This is a genomic window from Pseudomonas sp. B33.4 (genome assembly GCF_034555375.1).
Classification (GTDB): Bacteria; Pseudomonadota; Gammaproteobacteria; order Pseudomonadales; family Pseudomonadaceae; genus Aquipseudomonas.
Genome location: NZ_CP140706.1, coordinates 1,308,386 through 1,331,889, shown reverse-complemented (window position 1 = coordinate 1,331,889; position 23,504 = coordinate 1,308,386). Strand labels below are relative to the sequence as shown.

At 57.7% G+C, this 23,504-nt stretch carries 29 protein-coding genes; 2 read left to right on the top strand and 27 right to left on the bottom strand.

Annotated elements, in window-relative coordinates:
* Nucleotides 1-12: 12 nt before the first annotated feature.
* From U6037_RS05805 to U6037_RS05685, 25 genes are all read right to left on the bottom strand, one after another.
* Nucleotides 13-1,044 (bottom strand): phage late control D family protein, encoded by a 1,032-nt coding sequence (locus U6037_RS05805; protein ID WP_322846095.1) that lies wholly within the window; start codon nt 1,042-1,044, stop codon nt 13-15.
* Nucleotides 1,045-1,053: 9 nt separating this feature from the next.
* On the bottom strand, nt 1,054-1,266 hold the full coding sequence (locus tag U6037_RS05800) for a tail protein X (RefSeq protein WP_064393145.1): 213 nt from the start codon (nt 1,264-1,266) through the stop codon (nt 1,054-1,056).
* Nucleotides 1,259-1,642, bottom strand: a complete 384-nt coding sequence (locus U6037_RS05795) for a phage tail protein (protein WP_322846094.1) — start codon at nt 1,640-1,642, stop codon at nt 1,259-1,261. The genes U6037_RS05800 and U6037_RS05795 overlap by 8 nt, the downstream gene beginning before the upstream one ends.
* Nucleotides 1,642-3,618 (bottom strand): phage tail tape measure protein, encoded by a 1,977-nt coding sequence (locus tag U6037_RS05790; RefSeq protein WP_322846093.1) that lies wholly within the window; start codon nt 3,616-3,618, stop codon nt 1,642-1,644. The genes U6037_RS05795 and U6037_RS05790 overlap by 1 nt, the downstream gene beginning before the upstream one ends.
* A gap of 129 nt (nt 3,619-3,747) precedes the next feature.
* Complete coding sequence (locus U6037_RS05785; RefSeq protein WP_322846092.1) at nt 3,748-4,329, bottom strand: phage tail assembly protein; 582 nt, start codon at nt 4,327-4,329, stop codon at nt 3,748-3,750.
* 90 nt (nt 4,330-4,419) lie between these two features.
* Nucleotides 4,420-4,926, bottom strand: coding sequence for a phage major tail tube protein (locus tag U6037_RS05780; protein ID WP_016985055.1), 507 nt, complete (start codon nt 4,924-4,926; stop codon nt 4,420-4,422).
* Nucleotides 4,926-6,092: a tail protein gene (locus tag U6037_RS05775; RefSeq protein ID WP_016985056.1), complete on the bottom strand. Its 1,167-nt coding sequence runs from the start codon at nt 6,090-6,092 to the stop codon at nt 4,926-4,928. The genes U6037_RS05780 and U6037_RS05775 overlap by 1 nt, the downstream gene beginning before the upstream one ends.
* 2 nt (nt 6,093-6,094) lie before the next feature.
* A complete protein-coding gene (locus U6037_RS05770) occupies nt 6,095-6,280 on the bottom strand; it encodes a hypothetical protein (protein WP_122843259.1) in 186 nt (61 codons plus the stop codon).
* 232 nt (nt 6,281-6,512) lie between these two features.
* Entirely contained in the window at nt 6,513-7,091 is a 579-nt protein-coding gene (locus tag U6037_RS05765) for a phage tail protein (protein ID WP_322846091.1), read from the bottom strand.
* A gap of 9 nt (nt 7,092-7,100) precedes the next feature.
* On the bottom strand, nt 7,101-8,714 hold the full coding sequence (locus U6037_RS05760; protein WP_322846090.1) for a phage tail protein: 1,614 nt from the start codon (nt 8,712-8,714) through the stop codon (nt 7,101-7,103).
* Nucleotides 8,715-9,350 (bottom strand): phage tail protein I, encoded by a 636-nt coding sequence (locus tag U6037_RS05755; RefSeq protein WP_322846089.1) that lies wholly within the window; start codon nt 9,348-9,350, stop codon nt 8,715-8,717.
* Nucleotides 9,347-10,342 carry a baseplate J/gp47 family protein gene (locus tag U6037_RS05750; protein WP_322846088.1) on the bottom strand — a complete coding sequence of 332 codons (996 nt, stop codon included), beginning with the start codon at nt 10,340-10,342 and terminating at the stop codon, nt 9,347-9,349. Before U6037_RS05750 ends, U6037_RS05755 begins: the two co-directional genes overlap by 4 nt.
* The gene (locus tag U6037_RS05745; protein WP_322846087.1) at nt 10,339-10,671 is read right to left on the bottom strand and encodes a phage baseplate protein; all 333 of its coding nucleotides are present in this window, start codon (nt 10,669-10,671) and stop codon (nt 10,339-10,341) included. Before U6037_RS05745 ends, U6037_RS05750 begins: the two co-directional genes overlap by 4 nt.
* Nucleotides 10,672-10,685: 14 nt before the next feature.
* Nucleotides 10,686-11,294, bottom strand: a complete 609-nt coding sequence (locus U6037_RS05740) for a phage baseplate assembly protein V (protein ID WP_322846086.1) — start codon at nt 11,292-11,294, stop codon at nt 10,686-10,688.
* Between the two features lie 3 nt (nt 11,295-11,297).
* Nucleotides 11,298-11,810 (bottom strand): hypothetical protein, encoded by a 513-nt coding sequence (locus tag U6037_RS05735; protein ID WP_322846085.1) that lies wholly within the window; start codon nt 11,808-11,810, stop codon nt 11,298-11,300.
* Between the two features lie 70 nt (nt 11,811-11,880).
* Nucleotides 11,881-12,219: a phage holin family protein gene (locus U6037_RS05730; RefSeq protein WP_095050416.1), complete on the bottom strand. Its 339-nt coding sequence runs from the start codon at nt 12,217-12,219 to the stop codon at nt 11,881-11,883.
* Between the two features lie 141 nt (nt 12,220-12,360).
* Nucleotides 12,361-12,789, bottom strand: a complete 429-nt coding sequence (locus U6037_RS05725) for a tail fiber assembly protein (protein ID WP_322846084.1) — start codon at nt 12,787-12,789, stop codon at nt 12,361-12,363.
* Nucleotides 12,790-12,922: 133 nt separating this feature from the next.
* Nucleotides 12,923-13,345, bottom strand: a complete 423-nt coding sequence (locus U6037_RS05720) for a tail fiber assembly protein (RefSeq protein ID WP_322846083.1) — start codon at nt 13,343-13,345, stop codon at nt 12,923-12,925.
* 111 nt (nt 13,346-13,456) lie between these two features.
* Entirely contained in the window at nt 13,457-13,858 is a 402-nt protein-coding gene (locus U6037_RS05715) for a tail fiber assembly protein (protein WP_322846082.1), read from the bottom strand.
* A gap of 507 nt (nt 13,859-14,365) precedes the next feature.
* Nucleotides 14,366-15,100, bottom strand: a complete 735-nt coding sequence (locus tag U6037_RS05710; protein ID WP_322846081.1) for an XRE family transcriptional regulator — start codon at nt 15,098-15,100, stop codon at nt 14,366-14,368.
* A gap of 138 nt (nt 15,101-15,238) precedes the next feature.
* Nucleotides 15,239-15,421 (bottom strand): hypothetical protein, encoded by a 183-nt coding sequence (locus tag U6037_RS05705; RefSeq protein WP_064120760.1) that lies wholly within the window; start codon nt 15,419-15,421, stop codon nt 15,239-15,241.
* 86 nt (nt 15,422-15,507) lie between these two features.
* Nucleotides 15,508-15,840 (bottom strand): DUF1090 family protein, encoded by a 333-nt coding sequence (locus tag U6037_RS05700; protein WP_322846080.1) that lies wholly within the window; start codon nt 15,838-15,840, stop codon nt 15,508-15,510.
* A gap of 44 nt (nt 15,841-15,884) precedes the next feature.
* On the bottom strand, nt 15,885-16,244 hold the full coding sequence (locus U6037_RS05695) for a hypothetical protein (protein WP_322846079.1): 360 nt from the start codon (nt 16,242-16,244) through the stop codon (nt 15,885-15,887).
* A gap of 201 nt (nt 16,245-16,445) precedes the next feature.
* Entirely contained in the window at nt 16,446-16,937 is a 492-nt protein-coding gene (locus U6037_RS05690) for a hypothetical protein (RefSeq protein ID WP_322846078.1), read from the bottom strand.
* Nucleotides 16,904-17,662, bottom strand: coding sequence for a DNA-binding protein (locus tag U6037_RS05685; RefSeq protein ID WP_322846077.1), 759 nt, complete (start codon nt 17,660-17,662; stop codon nt 16,904-16,906). Before U6037_RS05685 ends, U6037_RS05690 begins: the two co-directional genes overlap by 34 nt.
* 251 nt (nt 17,663-17,913) lie before the next feature.
* On the opposite strand from U6037_RS05685, the gene mutS reads away from it, so the two are divergent.
* The gene (gene mutS, locus U6037_RS05680; protein ID WP_322847288.1) at nt 17,914-20,484 is read left to right on the top strand and encodes a DNA mismatch repair protein MutS; all 2,571 of its coding nucleotides are present in this window, start codon (nt 17,914-17,916) and stop codon (nt 20,482-20,484) included.
* 163 nt (nt 20,485-20,647) lie between these two features.
* Nucleotides 20,648-20,971 (top strand): ferredoxin FdxA, encoded by a 324-nt coding sequence (gene fdxA, locus U6037_RS05675; RefSeq protein WP_007908827.1) that lies wholly within the window; start codon nt 20,648-20,650, stop codon nt 20,969-20,971.
* A gap of 511 nt (nt 20,972-21,482) precedes the next feature.
* Here the strand turns inward: fdxA and rpoS are convergent.
* Both rpoS and U6037_RS05665 read right to left on the bottom strand, forming a co-directional pair.
* A complete protein-coding gene (gene rpoS, locus U6037_RS05670; protein WP_038357938.1) occupies nt 21,483-22,493 on the bottom strand; it encodes an RNA polymerase sigma factor RpoS in 1,011 nt (336 codons plus the stop codon).
* 106 nt (nt 22,494-22,599) lie between these two features.
* A complete protein-coding gene (locus U6037_RS05665) occupies nt 22,600-23,469 on the bottom strand; it encodes a peptidoglycan DD-metalloendopeptidase family protein (RefSeq protein ID WP_242205519.1) in 870 nt (289 codons plus the stop codon).
* Between the last annotated feature and the right edge of the window lie 35 nt (nt 23,470-23,504).

Genomic DNA, 23,504 nt, shown 5'->3' with positions numbered 1-23,504 from the left:
TGGGCTGAGAGATCAGTCTTTGGCTTCGGCTTTGGGGTCCAGGCACGATGCATCGATCAGGCAGCGATAGCTGTTCTCGCGATTGCCGCTGGCGGTGACCTTGTCGATCGACCAGCGTCCGCGCATGAAATCCGGCCAGGTATCATCGAGCAGCACCAGGCCTTCAGCGGCCAGTCGCGGATCGCCCGGGCAGGTGATCTTCACCTTGAACTTTTGCCGGAGCATCTTGCGCACTTCACCCTCGCCGACGGCAATGGCGTCGGCTTCATTGGGTTGCTTCTGGCGGATGGTCTTGAACGGCGCAAGTCCCGTCTCGACCCAATGTAAAACGCCTGTAACAGCATCGACAAAACAGGTCTTGCAGCCCTTTGCCTGTTCGCGGGCGGCCTCTTCCAGCGTGGCGCTGATGAAGGCGTGATCGCCGGGACGATTGTTGTGGGTGACCGACAATGTCACATCCTGCAGTTTCTGCCCCGAGATGGATTTGATCTGCCCGGGCCGCGCCAGCACATACGCATCGCCATAAGGTTTGGCGACCAGGTTGTACTTCTTCGCCAGCCGCGTCAGAAAGCCCATGTCAGTTTCATTGGACTGGTCGACGTGGGCGATCTTGATCATCGACACGTCCGCAGCGACACGCGATGAAAAACCGTGCTGCGACACCAGTTTGCTGAACAATTGACCGAGCGTCGTCGGTCCATGACTGGCGGTGCGGCGCTGCTTGAAGCCGGTCTCGTCATCCTTGCTGAAAGGCGCTGCAGTGGCCACCAGGGTCAGGCGAAACGGAAACAGCGTCGGTGTCAGGCGAGTGACTTTGAACTGGCCCTTGTCGACCATCTCTTCCATTTCCAGGTAACCCACCAGCAGGCCGATTTTCCCGCCCAGATTTGGCAGCCCTTCGAGGCCTTCCAGATCAATGGTCATGGTCAGTTGATCCGACTCGATACCGGCGGCATCAATGTGTTCCCAACTGATCAGACGCTGGTTGAGCAGATCCGCGTTTGCGCCATAAATCTGAACGACCGGGGTAAAACCCAATGCCATACAACCTCCTTAATCCCAAGCCGTGAGCGCTTTGATTGCGGCGGGTTTGCTGTCGAGTTCAGGCAGCACGACCCAGATGCCAGCGGGCAGAACCGGGCCGTGTTCAGCCAGGGTCGGGTTGAGTTTCCACAGGGCTTCTTCAGCGGCATCGTCGCTGCGCCCGGTTTCGCGGTAGAGCAGCAGATTCACCGAATCACCGGCCACGCTTCGGACCTTACGCATTATTGAACTCCGCCAACTCGATGACCCAATCGACGACCATCGCCGTGCCGTCATCGATGATCTGGGTCTGGGTTTCCTGAACGTTGTTGATCCGCCACAAACCCCAGTTGCGGCCTATGCCGTCAATCAATGGCAGCGGTATTCGCAGGGCCTGCAAGGCGCGCAATTCATCGAGCCGATCCATGGCCACGGCGTACATCGATTTGCCGGTGATGGTCAGGGTTTCCGACTTCTGGCCGGTCTGGCTGGATTTCGGTTTGCTGGTGAGGATCTGTATTTCGGTCCAGCCGCCATCGGACTTGCGCAACAACTGGTGGTACGCAAATTGACGCGAGAGGCCGAAGATGAAACTGCCCAGTGCCATTTGTTGTTTCATCAGGCGACTCCATCGGTCAAGGCTGCGTCACGGCGGGTGGCGAGGGGGTTGCTGGTCATCAGCGGTGTGAATTGGCTGTCGAACTGGCTTCGCAGGTGCTGTGTCACCAGCAATCCGATGTTTTCCGAACTACCCGGATCACTGCAGTACACCTGAACCGAAGGTGCGTAAGTGACATGCTGGTTGGCGGCCTGGGCGCTCGCCAGATCCTTGCTGACCTGGCCGGGCGCGGAGAGGGTGTCGGGAGCGAAGAACACGAGCCGATCACTCAATGCAGCTCCCGCAACTTTGTCCGAAGCTGGAGCAACCTGGGCAATCGTTTCCATGGCAACGCTCGGAGGCCCCAGGCGCGGCGTATTGAGCAAGGGGGAGGGTTCGCCGATGTCCATTTCCCTGGCAGTCGCGGGCGCCAGACTGGCGATCTCCACGACCGGCGCATCCGTTGGAAGCTGCACTGCAGAATCGCCGGTAGATGAAAGATCGGGAGGATTGCCCGGCGCGCCACCGGGTATCCGTTTGCCCAGCCGCTCTTTCCCCTCCTCGACAGCGGTGTCCAACAGCACATCGAATATCTTTTTCAAGGCTGTGCCGACAGTGATGATCACCGCAGCCGTCGTCGGATGGGCCTCGGCGAATTCACTCATCCTGTCGAGGCTGGCACCGGCAACACTTAGCGCCTCTGGAGAAGGCGCCACGGCATTGGCGCTGGCGATGGTCAACCGATCGCTTCGCGCATTCTGAGCGTTCCACTGTCCTTGCGGGGTATTGGAGAGCGCCAGTGCAGACTGGCGCACCGAACTCTGATCACCGACCTTCGACGTCGCGTATTGGTCTTTGTCCTTCACTTGCGAGAAGGCCTGATTGACGTCGCCAAGGTTCTGCGACAGCAACTGCACCGCATTACCGCCATCGGCAAAGAGTGTCTGCGCCAACTGGGCGCGTTGCTCGGCCGGTTGGGCGTTCAGCGCAGCCAGCACCGACAGTACCGCTCCCTGTGCACTTTGCTTGTCCGGGTCATGCATCGCCGCGGTCACGGCCGCGGGATCCAGCCCCAGTTGCTTCCAGGCGCCACGCTCGGTGGCGGACGCGTTGTCCCCCCTGTCCAGCGCGTGGGCAATGCGCTTCAACGCGTCGCCGGCATCGTCTTTTTTCGTCCCGCTGTTGAGCAAGGCTGCGGACAGCGCGGCGGCTTGCTCGGGTTGCATGCCTACCGCAATGGCCGCATCACCCGACTGTTTGAGAACGGCACCGATGTCTGCCGGTTTGGCACCACCCGGTATTTTGCCGAGCTGGTTTGTCGCATCCGCAAGGTCAAACGCCTGGTCGCGAGTGAGCTTCATCGAAGTGCGCCACACCGCCATCATTTCGGCGACTTCCTCAGCCGGGACTTTGAAGGCTGATGCAACGATTGCAGCGTCGCCAGCAAAGTTGAGCAATTCAAAGGGTTTGTCCGCCGCATTCGTCAGCTCATTGCCAACCCCTGCGTCAGCTGCCAGCGTAGCGGCCTTGAGCAACTCTTGACCGCTGGTGCCGCCCGCGGCCACCAATGGCTTAGTGGCTATGATCAGGCTCGACAGCGCCATTTCGTTGGTCTGCTTTGGCGGCAGTTGCGCGGCGATGCCCAACTCGGCAGCAGCCGTGTACAAGTCAATCGCTGGCTTGAGACTCTCAGGCACCTTGGCCCGCTCACTGGCCTCACCCGGCGTAGTAGGTTCGCGGGTCGACTCGCTCTTCGCATTGTTGTTCAGCGAAATCGAACGCAGGCTGGACAACGCCAGCCTCAATGAGTCGATCGCGGCCGTCAGCGAGCCGATCTTGATACTCGCAGTGATGAGCGCCTGACTCAGGCTGGAAATCTGCTCGCGGCCGATCGCTCCTGTACCGGAGCTCACTGCTGCCATGTTCAAACTGATATTGCCGGCCGCCGCAACGCCGCTTTCACCGGCATTTATCGGTGCATATTTACTCTCTGCCATTGCCGCTCTACTCCTGTTTCACGCCAAGGCGAGTGATCGCTATGTCGTAGCGGCGCAACGCCTTTTCGGCGTCCCATTCGAGAATTTCCGCTTCACTTACCGGGTAAATGAGCGGGACGATATCGAGGATTACTTCGATGTCGCGTTCCGAAAGTAGGCCGCCGGCTGGTTTAAAAAATCGTCGATGCGCACCTGCAATTGCGTCCAGTCCGGGACTGTCATCAGGGCCAGATCGGGGATCATCAGGCCGGTGCAATGGGCAGTGATGAACTCGGCGCGTTCCTTGGCCGTTTTCAGTTTCTTCATCACTTTGGTGGCGCGCAGCACAGGCATTTCCAGGCTCAGCGAGGTCACGGTGCGGCCAGTCACGGCGAGCGGTTGCAGCAGTTGCACTTCGTCGGGATCTGCGGATTTTTCCGCGTCTTCGACCTGCTCCAGAAAGTACGACGCCGGGCGGGTCGACATCTCGTGCACGTACTGGGCGATGCTCACGTAGTCCGGGCGCTTGAGCTGGTCGAGTTCCTTGACCGACAGGCCGGTGGCGAGCAGTGCCAGTTCGAAGAACTGATCGTCTTCGTCATCGCCGGCGCGTTCCAGCGCTTCTTTTTGCGCGGCGTAGAACAGTGGCTTGAGCTGGATCGTTTCGATCTGCGAACCGTCGTCGCCGGTGATGGGCGACAACAGGTCATGCTGGGGTGGCATCCACGACATGTATGAATTCCTTGGTGATTCGTTTAGATCCACTGTGGGAGCGAGCTTGCTCGCTCCCACAGTGTTTTGTGATTGCCTGTAAGCCGTGAGTTACGGCATCAGCACCGCACGCCGCGCATCACCGAGGATGTCGACGCCGTTGAGCACGAACTTCTGGGTGCGCACGTCGATGTCGATCACCGGCACGCCGTTTTCCAGGCGGTTGTAGGTGCGGCAGGACAGCTCAAGATTAGTCTTGGGTTTTTCACCCATTTTCACGGCGGTTTCTTCGAGGGACTTCAGCTTGCCGCCGACGGTGTGGTAGGTGAACCAGGTGTTGCCATCCTGATCCTGACCGGCTTCACGCACGTTCAGCAGGATGTCGTCGCCCAGCTTCACACCCAGTGCGAGCATGACTTCGGCGCCGAGGCCTTGCAGGGTCAGCTTGGCGTTCAGCGCTTTGCCGCCCTTGGCCATTTCTTCGACGATGAAGCGGCCGCCACGCATTTCTTCTACGTCGAACTCGATCTTCGGCGGGGTGAATTCTTCAACGGTCGCCGACAACGGCAGGCCTTGCAGGGTGGCCGCGATGGCCTGTCTTACGCGGTTGGTAAACATTAGAGAACGTCCTCCAGGAACTGCTCGATGATTTCATCGCGGGCGTTGAGTTGATAAACCATGTGTTCGTTCGGCGCGTAGCGGCCATAGTCGATGACCACGTACCAGGTGCCGTTCTTGTACTTCTCGACGCTGTTGAGTTCCGGGTGCAGATACACGCTGCCGCCAGGAATGGTTTCGTCGGCGACCAGGGTTTGCAGCCAGTCGTTGATGCGCTTGACCTCTTGATCCATGAAGGACTTGGTGAGGTTTTTGGCCATGGCTTTCTGGCCGGCCTTGACCAGCTTGCGGCTGATCGCATCTTCGAGGCCGACGTAGCTGATGAATTTGCCGGTGATCGAGCGGTTACCCAGCAGCGAGAAGCCGCCAAGCACGGTACGGGCGTAGTAGCTGACACCGTAGCGGTTGAGCAGATCGCCTTCGGTGGAAGTGTCGAGGATGTTGTATTCAACGACCCGCGAAACGTCTTCGGCGTAGGTCACCTGGTTGCCCGGGCTCTCCCACTGCTTGACCTTGGCCAGCGCGGCAATCGCCAGACTCGACGGCGACAGGAACACGTTTTTCTTCGCCGCTTTCGAATACACGGCAGGCATGTTGTGCACCACCAGGCAACGGTCGAAACCGAGATCGGCGCCGCCGAGTTCCTGGCTGTACAGGACTTGATCGGCGACCGAAGCGTCCTTGCCGTCCAGCACCACACGGGCCTTGATGCGCTTGCCGAACGAGGCGAACTCGCCGGCCACCGCTTTGGTGCCGGTGAAGCCCGGCGCACCAATGATGGTCAGGTCTTCCGGGACACTGCCCAGCGCAGCCAGACCGAGCTTGCGGCCAGTCAGCGGATCAACACCACCGATCACGTTGTTGACGGTGTCGGCCGGGGTCGCGCCCGCTTCGACGATCACTACGTAGACCGGCACCTTGACCACTTTGAGGATCTGGTAAACCGCGTGGTACAGGGTACCCTCTTCCGAACCGGTCGGATCGAGCAGCGCGTGGGTGGTGAAGCTGTTGATGCGAAACGGCGCGTTACGCGGAATCAGCGGATCGGCTTTCGGCGCAGTGCCGACCAGACCGATAACGTTGTCACCCAGGCCACCCATGGCCTCGGGGGATTCGGTGGCATTGACGGTAATGCCGTTGTGCTCGAAGTTCAGAACCTCAGCCATAGTCAGTCAGCCTTCTTGGCAGCGGCCTTTTTGGCCTGGGTGGTGGGGGTTTTCAGTTCCAGCCGACCGGCGAAGTGCAGCGCACTGGCCTCGACGTCGAGCAGATCAAGGTCTTGACCGACGCTCGACCAGTGCCCACCGCCGGTGGGGAATGGGACGAGCACGGTGTAGGTTTGGCGGGTTGCCATTTTTCGTTTCTCCATAAACGGGAAAGCCCCTCGTGGGGAGGGGCTTGGCGGGTGTTGAGTGTTTTATGAGGGAAAGAAAACGCTCCGGGTTCGGGGCGTTTGTTGAGTTGCCGGTTCAGGTTGAACCGGTGGGTACTTCAGGTATCAGGATCCACTTGGGTGACGAGTTCACGAATCAGTGCACTCATCGGACTATCCGCACTGCGAAACCACAGACGTACTACGCGCACCGTCAACCCTGCACACGATCAATGCCAGTCACCGTCGCTTGGAAAGCCTTGATTGCTTCGTCGGCGATCTGTCTGGCTTCATCGATTGCATCAACTGCAATCCTGGCCTTAATCAGTTCCTTCGCCTCCAGGCGCCTTTCCCGAATCAGGTATAGAGCCTCTGCGTAGCGGGCGGCTTCGATCAGGATGCCGTCGGCAGATTCTTGAGGCGTACGGCCTGCGATTGCCCAGGCAGCCACAGTGCGCGGTACCGCATCTGCGGGATAACCGGCGTCTTTGAATGCTTGTGCTTCGGCGGCCGTTCGTTCGTATTCGACCGCCCGGAGTGGATCGACTGCAACCATCCGCCGAGCCTGGTCGGCGGAGTTATCAATTCTCGCGCACAGGTCAGCAACGGTAGGCGCAGGCTCGCCGTCATGCTCCCATTGGCCTTTCCATTCGCCGGTATCACTGATTCGCTCACCTTTGAATCGCGGATTCCAGCAAGGTTGAGGCAATTGGACAGCCGTCCAGTTTTCGGCCCCGGCCGGGGCATCGGTGGCGTAGAGAAATAGCCCGGTTTGATCAATGACAAAAATCATGCTGCCCCCTTAAGCCGCTTGAACGCAGAAACTGAACTGGCACATGTAACCCGCCACGCCCGCCGTCGATCCAATCGAGTAATCCAGGACAACCTCGCCCGTGGTTTCCACACGCCACGACAGCCATCCGAACCCAAGCTGACCAGTCGTTCCCCAATCACCCGTCCCGCACATTCTGCACAGAGGCCGAAAGCCTGGTGGAAGTGTGAACATGACCAACGCAGTGACTCCGTTACTAATCCAGCGTGCGGCGTCGATGCTCACATAGACATTGCCGTTGGCTCTCCAGTATCGGGAGGAGTTGGTGTCGGTGAAGCCGTTGATAAATGCAGGACTCTGGAGGGTTGTGGCAGAAAAGTTGGCGAAAGCAGTGCTGACAACGCTGTTGGTCTGGCCTTGGGTATAGCTATCGACAATTCCATAGCCCGCCAACGTATTGGGTTTTCCTGAGCTGATCTTGCTCCAGTCCAGAGCGGGGACATCCGATGCAATCAGGTTCCCGCCGCTGGTAGCCAACCCTTTGGCATTGACGGCAATTTTTGTGTAAGTACCGGCAGAAACGCCCGAGTCGGCCAGCGCCAGTGAAATGTTTGCGTTTGCCGAGCCGTCAAACGAAGTGCTACCGCTAGCCGCGCCGGAAATGGCAATACTGCGCGCCGTTTCAAGCTTGCGAGCCGCTACCGCCGTTGCGTTGATGCCAAGGGCGTCAGTGATCCCGAAGCCGGCCAGGGTCGCGGGGTTGGCCCCAGCCGTCGCTCGACCATACTCATCGACCGTCAGACTCTTGTAAGTCCCGGCAGCAATCCCGGTGCGACCGGCGAGCATCTTGAACGTCAGCGCGGTGCTGCCCAGGATGACCGGCGCATTGGTGGTCAGGTGCCACAGAGAATCACCGTTCGTTGTTCCCTCCTCCACCATCACCGTCAGGCCCGGCGTGACTTTGGCGCTGCTGTTGGCATCGGTCGCCCGCACCCAGTCGCCATTGGCGACGATCCACAGGCCGTTGTCCTTGGCCAGCGTCTGACTCGGCAACAGCGCGCGGTCGCCCGCAATCACTGCGACACCGTCAATCTGCTGCGCACCGTTCAACACAACATTGCCCGTCGCGGCAACACGCACCGACTGCTTGCCATCCAGCTTGCCGAGTTCTTCGGCGAGATAACTCATGACCCAGGCACGCGTGGCTTTGACCACGGTGTCATCAATCAACAACGTCACTAGCGGCGCATTACTGGTCTCGAAAATCGAGCGAATGTAGAACTCTTTGCCCGAACCCGACATCGCCAGAACCGGTTTGAACGACTCCGGATATTTGACGATGGCATAGAGAACGCCAGTATCAGTCCACAACCCCGCTTCCCGCACATACCAACCGCCAACATCCGGCGGAATGGTCACTTCGGCGAGCAGCCAGCTCGGGTTCTTCTCGTCCTGGAACAGCGCATTGAGCGGCCCGCGCCAGACTTCGCGTTTCAGCGCAGTGGCGGTCGCGGCCGGGTTGTAGACCGAGCCGCCGCCGTCACCGACGGAAATCTGCGCCAACTTGATCGGCGTGCCCGCGGCCTTGCACGCCGTTTCGTAGGCAATCCCTGCGTTGGTGAGCAGGGTGTAATAGTCAGCCATTCAGGCCCCCTGAGGATAAATAGTGGATGTTTCGACGGTGTACATGCCGGCGGCCATGAACGCCTCTCCCGAGGTTTCAAGGCCTTCGATGAACACCGGATAAACCGTGGTCAGTTCGCCGCAGAACGTCGCGGCGGCGATGACGTGATTGCCGAAAGCGCTCAAGCCAACGGAGACCGTCAGCACATCGCGTTCGCTCTTGGCATCAGCCAGGCGTCGGTCGAGACGGGCGTCGATTTCTTCGCTGTAGGGTTGCTCGCTGAAAGCGCGGACGGAGAAGCTGTAGGGCTCGCCCGCTGGTGTCTGTTCGTACCAGGCGCGGATCTCGGGTCTTAATTGCAAACCCTTGGCGGCGTTTTCCAGCGCCTTGCGAGTACCGGCCTGACGCGCGGTGGGCCAGGCGAGTTCGACGGTCAGGCGCTTTTCAGCTTGCGGCGCATCGGTGCTCCATTCAGCAACACCGCGATCCGCCGCCAGATACGGCAGAAAATCGGCGGGTGTTTCTGCAGGATTCATCAGCTCGGGAAACGGCGGTGCAACGCGATCAAGCAAGGCACCAAAGCCCAGATCCAGGCCTCGTTCGAGTGCTGAACTGTTGGCCGGCAGCAGCGTCGGCCGCTGAGTTTGCTCACTCATAGCGTCAGCACCTCAACTTCGACTGCGGTGCAGTACGGCGCTTGAAACGCTGTCGTCACGATCGGCACCAGCGGTTCGAGAATCTGCAATTGCACAGCGCCGGCGCCGTGCAGCGTGTAGTCGATCCAGCTTGGATCAACGCGGCCTTCAAGACGATGGCAACTGTCAGCGTAGGCCTGCAATTGTTGCTGTGCGGCGACTTTGGTCAGGCCCGAATCCGGGCCTGAATTGATCTTGGCGACGACGCGAATCTTGTAGCGCTGAATGTCAGCAGCCTTGACGGTGACGAGGTCGGTTTCAGGTCGCACATCCGGCCGAGCGAAGTGCTGACGAACGCCGTCAAGCAATGACGCGGAAGGCGTGCCATCGCCGTCGCGGGACAGCACAGTGACCTGCACTTCGCCCGGCGCGGTGCGCCGAGCATTGCCATCCTTGACCTGCGCGGCGAGACCGTCCAGGTTGAAGGTGTAAGTGACATTCACCACACCTGCCTCGGTGGATTCGACCTGCACTGTCGGACGCTCGCCGAGGGTGAAAACTTCGCGGCGATACTGCATCCGCGAACCTGCTGCCGGCGCATGCGGCGCCAGGTAATAACGCAAGCGAGCGTCGTCGTCGCTTTCATAAATCGCCGGCACCGGCGGGAATGCCGCCGGATCGCCCGGATCGAGCAACTGCCGCTCCAGGCCCATGTCCGCCAGCCGCGCATCGAGGTTGCTCCCCGTCGCCCACCACGCCAGCATCTGTTTGATACGGGCGTTGTATTTGCGTTCGTGGGTTTGCAGCCGCACGCAGAAAGCTTCCAGTGCCAGAGTCAGCAGCTCGCTTTCGTTGTCGAGGCTGGTCTTGAGTTTTGCGGCACTGTCCGGCGAACGCACACCGACGTATTCGATGACGAAAGTCTTGAACTCGGCGAGCAAGTCTTCAAAGGCTTCAACGGTGATCAGCGCGGGTTCGGCCAGTTGGTTCTGGCCGGGGATCAACATGCTCATGTCACGACCTCGAAGGTTTGTTGACGGTTTTTCCAGGTGCCGGCGAAGCGCAACAACAGACCGGCGCCCTGACGGCTGGCAACGATCACTTGTGGTTGAAAATCGTCGATGCCGTTTTGCTTGTTGTAGAACGCTTGTGCGGCATGGCTCTGCGCCAGAAGCAGCACGTCGTCACCGAGGTTTTGCCCCAGCAGCGTGGGGATCAACGATCCGTACAACGGGCGTTTTTGCCGGGTGCCCAGCGGCGTGGTCAGGGCCCGGGTCGCGCGCTGCACAAACTGCAGCCAGTCGTCGACCGTGGTTCCGTTGTCTCTATCGATTCCGATCATGGGAGGCTCCTGAATCAGGGACTGATGACGCGGCCCTGGTGATCGACCAATGGGCCACTGAAGTGCACGCCCGAGGCGTCGATGTTCAAGCCGACGGCGCCTAGTTGCAGGGTGATCAACTGTGGTGTCATAGCCAGTCGTGCCGGGCCGATGCTCAGTTCGAGCGATTCGCGTGAGCCGCTGAATGCTGCCGGGCCGTTCTGCCAGTGCAGGGTGTGCGAGGCATCGTCGTAACCGCTTTCGCTGCCGTCCTGATGCACCCGACGGGTCAGCGTCGGCACGGTTGAGGCAGGTGGAAAACGGTCGCTGTTCAAACCAAACAACGCCACGCTCTGTGCGCCACTTTCGCCGCTGCCGTAGTTGAACAGCAGACACTGCTCACCCACGGTCGGAATCCGCGACTCACTCTGTGCGCCGGCGCTGGGGTTGAAAAACTTGATCGCCGGCGTCAGTAAGCCACCGTGGCTGACCTGGCAGGTATTGCTCGCCGCATCGACTGTCTGGCAAATGCCGATGCGACAGAAGCTTTCGGCGCGACGGTGCAGGTCGTCGATTTCCGCTTCCATTTCGGCCAGGCGTTCGATGATCGGGCCCAGTTGCATACGCAATAACGCGTCGAACATCGGTCAGGCCTCCAGCGCGGTGTATTGGTCAGGGTCGTCGATATTGCTGACTTCCCAGGTGCGGGCGAATTTCGGCGTACCGAGTGGATCGTCGAGCAAGGTCGGGCCGAGGTAGAGCGTCTGCTCGAACGTCAGGGTCCAGGCTTTGTATTGCTGGGCGAGTAATGACGGCAAGCCATCGATATTGGTCGGCAGATCAGACTGATCGCCGGGCAGGCCCCAGCGGTTGTCAGTGATCAGGTTCTTCAGCACGGCGATCAGGTCGCACGCTGCAAAGGCGCTGGCTGAAAGTGCCGGAATGACTTGCAGCGACAGCGTCAGGACATGAGCAATACGCCCATCTGCGGCACGGGCGCCAGGCGCATTCCGGTCGAAGTCAATCAGCACCCAGGCTTGATCGCCAGGTGCAGTGAAATCATCGTGATTGCCGACAATGATGTTGAGCCCGGCGGTGTTGCGCAGCGTCGTCGCGATGGCTGTGAACAGTTGCGACGGCTGCAGGATCGGTGTGGGCATACATGACCTCCTTTTCAATCGTCCACGCGCAGCCCTGCCGCCCAAAGGGCGGCACGAACCACATTTGAGGTTAAGGCTGGTCGCGGGGTGGGACTTCGCAGACGCCGATGCGCTTGGCGGCCCAGCGCTCGTACAGACCGATGGCCACATCGGCCCCGGCCATTGCGGTGAGACAACCGAACGCGCCGGCCGCCCAGATCGACATGCCGGCGGCGTACAGCAGCATGATTGCCGACACGCCGCAGATCATGCAGGCGCCGGAGCGCAAGGCCAGACGCCGCATAAGCGGCCAGCCACGGGCGCCCTCCTTGTCCGCGCGCCACATTTCGCCGGACACCCCGCCGACGACGGCAAGGAGGATGACCAGCCAGATCGGCATGTCTGCCAACGCTTGTTGCTCGTTTGTCATGTCACGCCTCCGTAGGTGATTGATGAGTGATGTGTGTTGGGATCAAGCGATGTCTCTTCAGGTAGGCATTCCAAAAAGCCCGGCGCAGGGCCAGGCTTTTCAGTAATGCGCTCTCGGTTTCGTCTGACAGGCGCTACGTAATCAGAAGGGCGCTACCGGCCAGTCGATAGTGAACGGGTAGTCCGGTTGATTTTTCACAGCGGTGACAGCGATGTAGTACTGCTGGTAAGAAGTCCAGGCTGCCTGTTCTTCTGGCGTGGCGACGCCTAGATTGACCTTGTAATGCACGGGATTGAGATCAAGCCAGCTGGACGCAGCACCGATGCGCTGACGAATACGTGTCAAGACGAGATCGGCATAGTCCTGATACGTTGGCTCCGAGTAGACCCAGCCAGTTGCCGCATACGTAGCCTTCCAGCCCACTTGAACGATGGTGTCCGTTGCAACCTGGTACCAACTGCCCGAGATTCCCTGAGGAGGAGTGAGCGGTGTTTCTTCAGACTCGATAATCTCCGCAACCCGGGAAAACGGGTACTGATTACTCATCTCAATGAATACGTAACGATTCATGTTAATTCCTTGTTTGCATTAACAACAGGCATGATTTTCGGCGCTTCTCGACTTTCAATTCATCCGTTCGAAATAGGTGCGGCGAGTGAATGAACATGTAAGAAAGCCGGCGACTCCCCGAGCTTTTTATTTTTCAGAATGGCGCGATTGGCCAATTGATAGTTGATGGATAACCAGACTGGTGTTTTACTTCGCTGACGGCGACAAAGTACTGCTTGTAAGAAAACAGTGCAGCTTCATCGTCAGGCGTGGCGGTACCGATATCTTTTTTGTACTGCAGTGGATTAAAGGTAAGCCAGTGAATGGCTTTATCAAAACGCTCGCTCATTCGGGCTGTGGCAAGACGCACGTAAGCCTCGTAGTCCGGCTCGGTAAAGACCCACTGAAACGTCTGAAATTGAGCCAGCCAACCCACTTGAACCGCGAGGCCCGCGGTATCAATCCAGCTTCCCCCGCCATTTTCAGGGAAGGGAGGAAAATCTTCCGCATCCACTAGTTGCGTAACGACGTAATAGCTTTGTTGATACACCGTCTCGATAAGGGCATAACGATTCATTGTTTCTTCCTTATGTATATTTAAATCAGTACTTACCTGAAATTTAAACGCGTGCGAGTTCAGGCAGGCAGCCAAGCTGCTATTAGCGGAGCAACCGGCAATGTGCACTTGTCAGTAAGGTACGGTTGGCCAATCAATGGTCACCGGGTAACCTGCTTGCTTATCGATATCGCTGAGAGCAATGCAGTACTGTTTGTGTAGAAGTAGCAACGCCTGCTCCTGCGGGTCTACTACGTTAAGATCTGCCTTGAATTGCAGAGAGTTGAGCATCAGCCACATCGTTGCCCCATTCAGCAACTCCCACTTTTTTTCCTGAGCGTCATTGCGCAAGTCTTGCTCGGATGGCGCAGTAAACGTCCAGACGCCGTTGAGTGTCGCCGTCCAGCCAACCCGCACTTCCGTATTTCCTGTCACATCGACCCAGGAAGCCGTTGCTGATACAGAAGGTGGCTTGGTTTCGCTTTCTTCCAGTTGACTGACTTTGCCGTACTCAATGAGTGCATAAAGGTTCATTTGATACTCCTTGGCTTTTTGATCCGGGGGGGTATTACATTCATGAAGGCATTCCAAAAGGCCCGGCGCTCAGGCCAGGCCTTTCAGTAATGCGCTCCTTCGCCTTCCTTCAAATCCTGTGTTCAAGAAGGAAGCTGACTGTTCGGCGCTACTGGCGCGGTACGAGTCCATTCAAATTGTTTTTCCGACCGCGGTCCCTGCCCGCCGGATAACTGCTTCTGGTGCTTTACGCTGCACACCCGGGTCAGTTGCCAACCCTCTGAACCGTTGAGGCCGGTTCATCGCTGCCTGTTCTTGTGGAACTAAAGAGCTTTCTTGCCAGCCGCTTTGTCGAGCGGCTTGGTGGCAAGAATATGCATGTATGCATATCAAGTCAATGCGCAAATGCATTTATTTATGCATTTGAAATGCGCAGATGCATGGAAGCCCCGCTGCTCAAGGGTTTGCCGGTTTCATCAAGGCGAAAAAAAACCCGCCGATTGGCGGGCTTATCTGAAGGCGGTGTGGTTAGCGGGCGTACATGCCCCACCAGAAGACGTGACCGAGGATGACAATCTGCTCTTCCTGGATTTCCTGGAAGCTGTAGTCCTCGTCCGGGTGCTCATCGCGATTGAAGCTGCGCAGACGAATGCCGGTCGGCAGGCGATAGAGTTGCTTCACGCGCAACTGGCCGTTGTGATTGATCGCGTACAGGTCGCCATCAATGATGTCGCCGATCCCGCACTTGCCCGCATTCACGCCGACAGTGGCGCCATCACGCAGCACTGGCAACATGCTGTTGCCACGCACGGTCACACATTTGGCCTGATCGAACTGCACACCGTTATGACGCAGGCTACGCTTGCCGAAGCGCAGGCTAGAGCGCTCGCTCTCTTCGATGACGAATCTTCCTGATCCTGCTGCCAATTCAACCTCGCGAAGGAACGGCACCGATACTTCGTCATCATCGACCGGCGTATCGTCGTCCCACAGCATTATGTCCTTGAGTTCCGCGTGTACGTCATCACGCGCGGCTCCGGCCGACGGCGCGACATCTGCGCGCCCGCGCAATTGATCGGTGCTCACGGAGAAGTATTCGGCGATCTTCGAAATGTGTTTATCCGAGGGATCGACGATCTTCCCGCTGAGAATCCGCGAGAGAGTGGATTGAGGCACGCCAGTGCGACGGTGGAGCTCCGTGGGGGAGATCCCGTGCTGGTCGAGCAGTGCTCTTAAGACGGAGGCTACGTTGCGTTTTTGCATAACGCGCATAGTGCTTGAAGTTATTCGCGAAGACAAATGCTGATTTGCATAATTAACGCATAAATATGAATTCATCCTCAAAATGATACTACCGAGCCATCATTTTGAATTGAATAACGGCCCGGATGTAACTTGCTGTCAGCCTCTGACGCGTCGCGCGGCAGCATTGGCCTTTTTAAGTCGATCGGTTCTGGCCTTCCTGTCGTAATCGTCCTTGGCGCCCATGATTCCACCGGCAGCATGCACCCAATCGGTGGCGGTGCAGCCAGAGATCAGCACAGCAGAAGTAAAGACTGAAGCAAAGATAAGGATGTTTTTCATATTCGATTTTCCAGTGTCACTGATGAGCACGTTGGATTGCAGAGTTGAAAGAGAAAACCTGCTGCGGTTCGTTGGTGGTGGCCCCTTTACTCATCCATGAGCTTTTGCAGTTTTGTCTGAGCCCGTTCGAACCTGGCTTCCTGTTTTTTGATGACTTTCACATCACCGTACTGACGTGCGGCATCCAGATAGTTCTGTCTGCGCCGCACTTCGGCTGCGGCCTTTTGGATGGCGCTTGAACGGTCATCTTGCGCGGAAGGTTCTTGGCAATAACGCTCGACATTGGCAAGTGCCTGCTCTAAACCGGATTGGCGATAAACATTGTCCGCCGCCTCAGCGTGCTCAATTTGCAACACCAGTTCGGCGCGGCGCTGCGCACAACTTTCCCCCGCGCCAGCCCATGAACTATCGATGATCAAAACGCTACCCATCAGAAGAGACAGATGCCAAAACAGACTCGGCCTCATAAAACAAACCCCATATAACTTTTTTCTCCAGCGCGTCCACGGAAGTGGCTCACCCGAGACCATGCCTTACGACAACCTAACGTTTCCCGCACACCAGAAAGTGCCGCCATCATCATGTCGCGACAGCGAGTTCTGCACACCGGGAAGTGTTCGACCATCCACGCCACTGGTACGTAAACATGATCGAAGCAAAGTAAAACCGGAGTGCGATCGGACAACGTGAAAAAACTGACGTCCTTTTCTTTTCCTGCAATAACCGCCGGCACAAACACCATACCTTCCCGATTTATTGCAATCGATCGTTTCCAGGCGGGAGACTTGGCCCCGTGAGAACTGCGCACGCAAAACCAGAGCATTTATAACCTTCCTCAACAGCTTAAACATCATCATGTCATTCAAGGCAACTAAACAGCCGCACTACGCCTGACTCTCCGGTAGTCGCAGGGGCTGTTGGCTTGACTCGAACCACATTAACAACGCAGGGCCGCCGAGGCCTTACTGGCATCTTACTCAGTCTTACTTACTCGCCCAGAGGCTTTGCACCTCAAGGGTTTGCGCTAGCGAGGGACGTGGCAGACGCCGTTGATCAGGTTATTGATATTGTAATAATACTCGGCATCGGAGAAGTAATTGAACGTCACCATACCGCCTTGAAAACCTCTTTCCATAAACGGAAGCTCATCGCCGGCGGTGTCCGCGTCAAACTTTACAATCGAACGCGTCTTGAACAGAAACCTGGAAGTGTCCAGATGTGTCAGTGCAATCTCGAACTTGCGATCATAGGTATAAACTTTGCCTTCAGGGGTTTTGACGACGTAGTACACATAGAGAGCGCCCTCCCTTGGATCGATCGTCATATCACCAACGCCATGCCAACGGACTTTGTGATCATGAGTATGGACAAAATCGATGGATGCAAAGCAGGGTGCGCGTGGAATATCGCGATTAATAAAATAGAAATACTTGATAACCAGAGCACCAAAGATGCATGCAGACAAGACACCAAACAGTGCGACTATTTTTTTCCAACGAGTTGGTAGTTCACGCATATGGCCTCCCCCTTACTTTCCGGCTTGATACACTTGACCAGTAATTGGGAGAGCGGTTTTCGCACATAGTAGTTAATATCGGACAATACAATGGGTGGCTCGAACTCGCTGAGCGCTTTGACAATATCCTCTTTGGACATTCTTTCACTTTCTTCTACATACAATTTCGCTTCGCCTTCTTGCCAGATGAGTTTCCACTCCTCCAGATCAGCAGGTTTTTTAAACACCAGATAAGCGTAAAAGACCGGAAGAGCAATCGCCGGCACCAGGATTGCTGGCAAAAGGAAGCGACAGTAACGACTGAATGGCTTTTTCACCGAGGGAGCGTCGACGATGAAGGGTTCAGCATCGATTACCAGCGCAGACGACGACTCAGAGGCTTGAGTCTGTGCGCTGACCAACCGGATTTCACACAACAGCACCACGCCACGGCGAGGCAAGGTCTTGAGACTGTCCCGAGGCAACCCGACGTCAGCGAAATGCGTGCGAAGCATGTGCAGGGTCTTGTAATAACTGCTGTCGGAAATCACCACCCCGCGCTCCCCCCAGACCCTGGAGATGAGCTGTTCCTTATCGGTCACGCCGGCTATCAGCGCCAGCAGCAGATCGCTTTCATTGCTGCCCAGCAAGACTGACCGCCGCGCCCGGCTGAGAGTCATTTTTTCTGCATCGTAGTAACAATCGCTCGCTGACGCTTGTGAGCCGATGCCCTCTGACTGTTCCAAGCTGCGTCCTCAACTGATCTGCAATCCTCGAATTCCGATCATTCGATAGCTTTTCGGCACTATAGGACACAATGCCAACCCGAGCGGCCGCGCGTTGCTGCATCCACCTCAAAAAAACTTCATACTCCGTCCCACTGAATCAACCCACGGGCCGCATCGCTGGCAAACACTCGCTATTTCGTAGATGCAAACGACCCCGTTTTTGCCTTGTCACTTTTTCCGGTAAAGCTAAACCTCTGATGAATAAAGCTATTTCAGACCTGTCCTCCCACACTCCGATGATGCAGCAGTACTGGCGCCTGAAAAATCAGCACCCGGATCAGCTGATGTTCTACCGCATGGGCGACTTCTACGAGATCTTCTACGAAGACGCGAAGAAGGCAGCCAAGTTGCTCGACATCACCCTGACCGCGCGCGGGCAGTCCGCGGGGCAGGCGATTCCGATGTGTGGCATTCCTTACCACGCGGCGGAAGGCTATCTGGCGAAGCTGGTGAAGCTTGGCGAGTCGGTGGTGATCTGCGAGCAGGTGGGCGACCCGGCCACCAGCAAAGGCCCGGTGGAACGTCAGGTGGTGCGCATCCTCACGCCGGGGACGGTCAGCGACGAGGCGCTGCTCGACGAGCGCCGCGACAACCTGATCGCTGCGCTGCTGGGTGACGAGCGCCTGTTCGGTCTGGCCGTGCTGGACATCACCAGCGGCAACTTCAGCGTATCGGAAATCAAAGGCTGGGAAAATCTGCTGGCGGAACTGGAGCGGATCAACCCGGTGGAATTGCTGATCCCGGACGATTGGCCAAGGGATCTTCCGGCGGAAAAACGCCGTGGCGTCAGTCGCCGTGCGCCGTGGGATTTCGAGCGCGACTCGGCACTGAAAAGCCTTTGCCAGCAATTCTCCACCCAAGACCTCAAGGGCTTTGGTTGCGAGAACCTGACCCTGGCCATCGGCGCTGCGGGTTGCCTGTTGGCCTACGCCAAGGAAACCCAGCGCACCGCCCTGCCCCACCTGCGCAGCCTGCGCCATGAACGTCTCGACGACACCGTGGTACTCAACGGCGCAAGCCGCCGCAATCTGGAGCTCGACACCAACCTCGCTGGCGGCCGCGACAACACCCTGCAATCGGTGGTTGATCGCTGCCAGACCGCCATGGGCAGCCGTTTGCTGACCCGCTGGCTGAACCGTCCCTTGCGCGACTTGACCGTGTTGCTGGCGCGACAGACCTCGATCACATGCCTGCTTGATCGCTATCGCTTCGAAAAGCTGCAACCGCAGCTCAAGGAAATTGGCGACATCGAGCGGATCCTCGCGCGGATCGGCCTGCGTAATGCCCGCCCTCGTGACCTCGCGCGCCTGCGTGACGCCCTCGGCGCGCTGCCTGAACTGCAAATGGCGATGACCGATCTGGAAGCGCCGCACCTGCAAGGTTTGGCGACGATCACCAGCACTTATCCGGAACTGGCGGCATTGCTGGAAAAAGCCATCATCGACAACCCGCCAGCGGTGATCCGTGACGGCGGTGTGTTGAAAACCGGTTACGACAGCGAACTCGACGAGTTGCAATCGCTGAGTGAAAACGCCGGCCAGTTCCTCATCGATCTCGAAGCCCGCGAAAAAGCGCGCACCGGCCTCAGCCACCTGAAAGTCGGCTATAACCGCATTCATGGCTACTTCATCGAATTGCCAAGCAAGCAGGCCGAATCGGCGCCGGCGGACTACATCCGTCGGCAAACGCTGAAAGGCGCTGAACGCTTCATCACGCCGGAACTGAAAGAGTTCGAAGACAAGGCCCTGTCCGCCAAGAGCCGCGCCCTGGCACGCGAAAAGATGCTGTACGAAGCGCTGCTGGAAGATCTGATCAGCCAGTTGCCACCATTGCAGGACACCGCTGGCGCACTGGCCGAACTCGACGTGCTGAGCAACCTTGCCGAGCGCGCACTGAACCTCGACCTGAACTGCCCGCGTTTCGTCAGCGAGCCATGCATGCGCATCACCCAGGGTCGTCACCCGGTGGTCGAGCAAGTGCTGACCACGCCGTTCGTGGCCAACGACCTGAGCCTGGACGACAATACGCGCATGCTGGTGATCACCGGCCCGAACATGGGCGGTAAATCCACCTACATGCGCCAGACCGCATTGATCGTGCTGCTGGCGCACATCGGCAGCTTCGTGCCGGCAGCCAGTTGCGAACTGTCGCTGGTCGATCGCATTTTCACCCGTATCGGTTCCAGCGATGACCTCGCGGGTGGCCGTTCGACCTTCATGGTTGAGATGAGCGAAACCGCCAACATCCTGCACAATGCCACCGAGCGCAGCCTGGTGCTGATGGACGAAGTCGGTCGTGGCACCAGCACCTTTGACGGTCTGTCGCTGGCATGGGCCGCGGCTGAGCGTCTGGCTCATTTGCGCGCATACACGCTGTTCGCAACGCACTACTTCGAACTGACTGTGTTGCCGGAAGCAGAGCCGCTGGTGGCAAACGTCCACCTCAACGCCACCGAGCACAACGAACGCATCGTTTTCCTGCACCACGTGCTGCCCGGCCCTGCCAGCCAGAGCTACGGCCTGGCGGTGGCGCAACTGGCCGGTGTGCCGAGCGAAGTGATCGTGCGTGCCCGCGAGCACCTGAGCCGACTGGAAGAAACTGCCTTGCCGCATGAAGCGCCGAAACCTGCCGCCAAGGGCAAACCGGCGACGCCACAGCAAAGCGACATGTTCGCCAGCCTGCCGCACCCGGTACTCGATGAGCTGGCTAAACTGGATCTGGATGACCTGACCCCGCGCCGTGCGCTCGAAATGCTCTATGCACTGAAGAACCGGATATAAGCACTGAAGAAGCGGATATAACGCAAACGGCTTCAAGCTGTTAGAATCTCGCGCGGTTTGGGATGCTGCTGGCTAATAGCCTGGCCAGCAGGTATCGCTCCCGAACCTGGCGACCCCAACCGTGAAGGGGCAACGCTGCCGCCGCCTGAGGAGAAAATTAGAAATGACCTTCGTCGTCACCGACAACTGCATCAAGTGCAAGTACACCGACTGCGTAGAAGTCTGTCCGGTGGACTGCTTTTACGAAGGCCCGAATTTCCTGGTGATTCACCCGGATGAGTGCATCGACTGCGCCCTGTGCGAACCGGAATGCCCGGCCGTAGCCATTTTCTCCGAGGACGAAGTTCCGGAAGAGATGCAGGAGTTCATTCAACTCAACGTTGAGCTGGCTGAAATCTGGCCGAACATCACCGAGAAGAAAGAATCGCTGCCAGATGCCGAAGAGTGGGATGGCGTCAAAGGCAAGATCAAAGACCTCGAACGCTGATCAGCCCCGCGCTCGAACGAAAAGGCCCCTCGCGGGCCTTTTTACTTTTCTGCAGGCGAAAAAAGGGGCGGTATGACCCGCCCACATTTTTTCCCTATTCCCTGTATTCCTTTTCATCGTCCTGATGAATCGCATCCTGCGATGTCCGTTCCCCTCTTCCTTGAAGGGCGTGTCTGTCCGTCGACACAACCCCGATACTAGAGAGTTCCCTGACAAGAGCAATCGGCTCTGGGTGCCGAAAAAGGTTGTCATAAGCACTTAACTTAAAAAAATAAACTTATAAAACAACGATTTAACTTTAAACGATGGCGGTAATCGACGTCTGCCGTCTTGTAAAAATAGGGAACACTTACGAGAGAGTAAGACAAGGCTTACGCCGCGAGACTACAAAGGATGGAAATGCGTACCGTATGTCTGACAATGAAAAAGGCGGGTGAGATGACCATCAAATCCAGGCCAACAAAAAACCCCGAACCAGTCGGGGCTTCTTGCGGGCGAGCGTGTGAAGCGCTTACTGGAACAGCGACTCGCTCGACAGGCCATTCTTCTCAAGGATTTCACGAAGGCGCTTGAGGCCCTCTACCTGGATCTGCCGCACCCGTTCCCGGGTCAGGCCGATCTCCAGGCCTACATCTTCCAGCGTGCTGCTTTCGTGACCGCGCAGACCGAAGCGGCGTACAACCACCTCGCGCTGCTTGTCGGTCAGCTCCGACAGCCATTGATCAATGCTCTGCGACAGGTCGTCATCCTGCAGCAATTCACATGGATCGGTCGGACGATCATCGGTGAGGGTGTCCAGCAGGGTTTTATCCGAATCCGGACCCAGCGAGACGTCGACCGAAGAAACCCGTTCATTCAGGCCGAGCATGCGCTTGACCTCGCCCACCGGTTTTTCCAGCAGGTTGGCGATTTCTTCGGGTGAAGGTTCGTGGTCGAGCTTTTGTGTCAGCTCCCGTGCAGCCCGCAGGTACACGTTGAGTTCCTTGACCACATGGATCGGCAACCGGATGGTCCGGGTCTGATTCATGATCGCGCGCTCGATGGTCTGACGAATCCACCAGGTCGCGTAGGTCGAGAAGCGGAAGCCGCGCTCGGGATCGAACTTTTCCACCGCGCGGATCAATCCGAGGTTGCCCTCTTCGATCAGATCCAGCAGCGAGAGCCCCCGATTGACGTAACGCCGGGCGATTTTGACCACCAGCCGCAGGTTACTTTCAATCATGCGCTTGCGCCCGGCCGGATCGCCACTTTGCGACAGTCGCGCAAAATGAACTTCTTCCTCCGGGGAGAGCAATGGGGAAAAGCCGATTTCGTTGAGATACAACTGCGTGGCATCAAGTGCCCGCGTGTAATCGATGTACTTATGTTGTTTAAGTGAAGCGGAGTGTTTGGATTTGGAACGAACGGAAGGTGGAGCAGCCCCTTCATCATTCGACATCGAAGATTCCGAATCGATGCCGGTCTCCATAAGGAGAACCTCATCGTCGATGTCAAACTCCGGCACTTCTTTACTGAGAGCCATTGTTATAGTCCTTTGGTGAGTTCGACCCCAAGCTCAAGCGACGCCTTTATCCTTGGCAGCGCTGGAGCCTGTCCCCTCTACGTGACGGAACAGGCTGGCTTACAAATCAACGTCTTGGCAGGAACTGCAGTGGATCTACAGGTTTACCTTGGCGGCGAATCTCAAAATGCAGTTTCACCCGGTCTGTACCCGTTGACCCCATTTCGGCAATTGTCTGTCCGACCTTGACCTGCTGTCCCTCCCGAACCAACAGCCTGCGGTTATGTCCGTAGGCACTGACGTAGGTTTCGCTGTGTTTGATGATGACTAATTCGCCGTAGCCCCTTAAGCCACTCCCGGCGTAAACTACCGTCCCATCAGACGCAGCTAAAACAGGCTGTCCCAAATCTCCGGCGATATCAATTCCTTTATTCAAACTACCGTTTGAAGAGAATTTTCCAATCAGAATGCCATTAGATGGCCATCCCCAGCCGGTCGGGGCCGGGCCCGCTGGAGGCAGTGGAGCGGGTGCTGGTTTGTTGGCGACGGACGGTACAGCCCCCGCAGAACCGGTGGTTGTGGTGGTTGTCGTGCCATTTGCCTGGCGCCGGATTACCGTGGTTTTACTCGACGAAGAAGGCGAAGAACTGCTGTTGCTCACCACCGCCGTCGGCGTTGAACCGGTGCGGCCGTCAAAGCGAATTGTCTGACCCGGATGGATCGTATACGGCGTAGGAATATTGTTCCGGGCCGCGAGGGCTTTGTAGTCCCAGCCGTAGCGAAACGCGATCGAAAACATCGTATCGCCCGGACGGACTACATACTGGCCGGTCGTCACGGCAGGACGTTGGGCCACCGCATTGTTGCGATCGACCACCCGCACATTGCTCGATTTGGTGCTGGAGCAACCGACCAGCAAGGTGCTCAAGACAAGGCCAGTCACCAGGCGCTGAAAGCTCGTGTTACCCATACGCTGCGCAATGACTGTGAGACTCACCCGCCGCTCCCTTTGTGGTGGCTGAAAAATGTGAA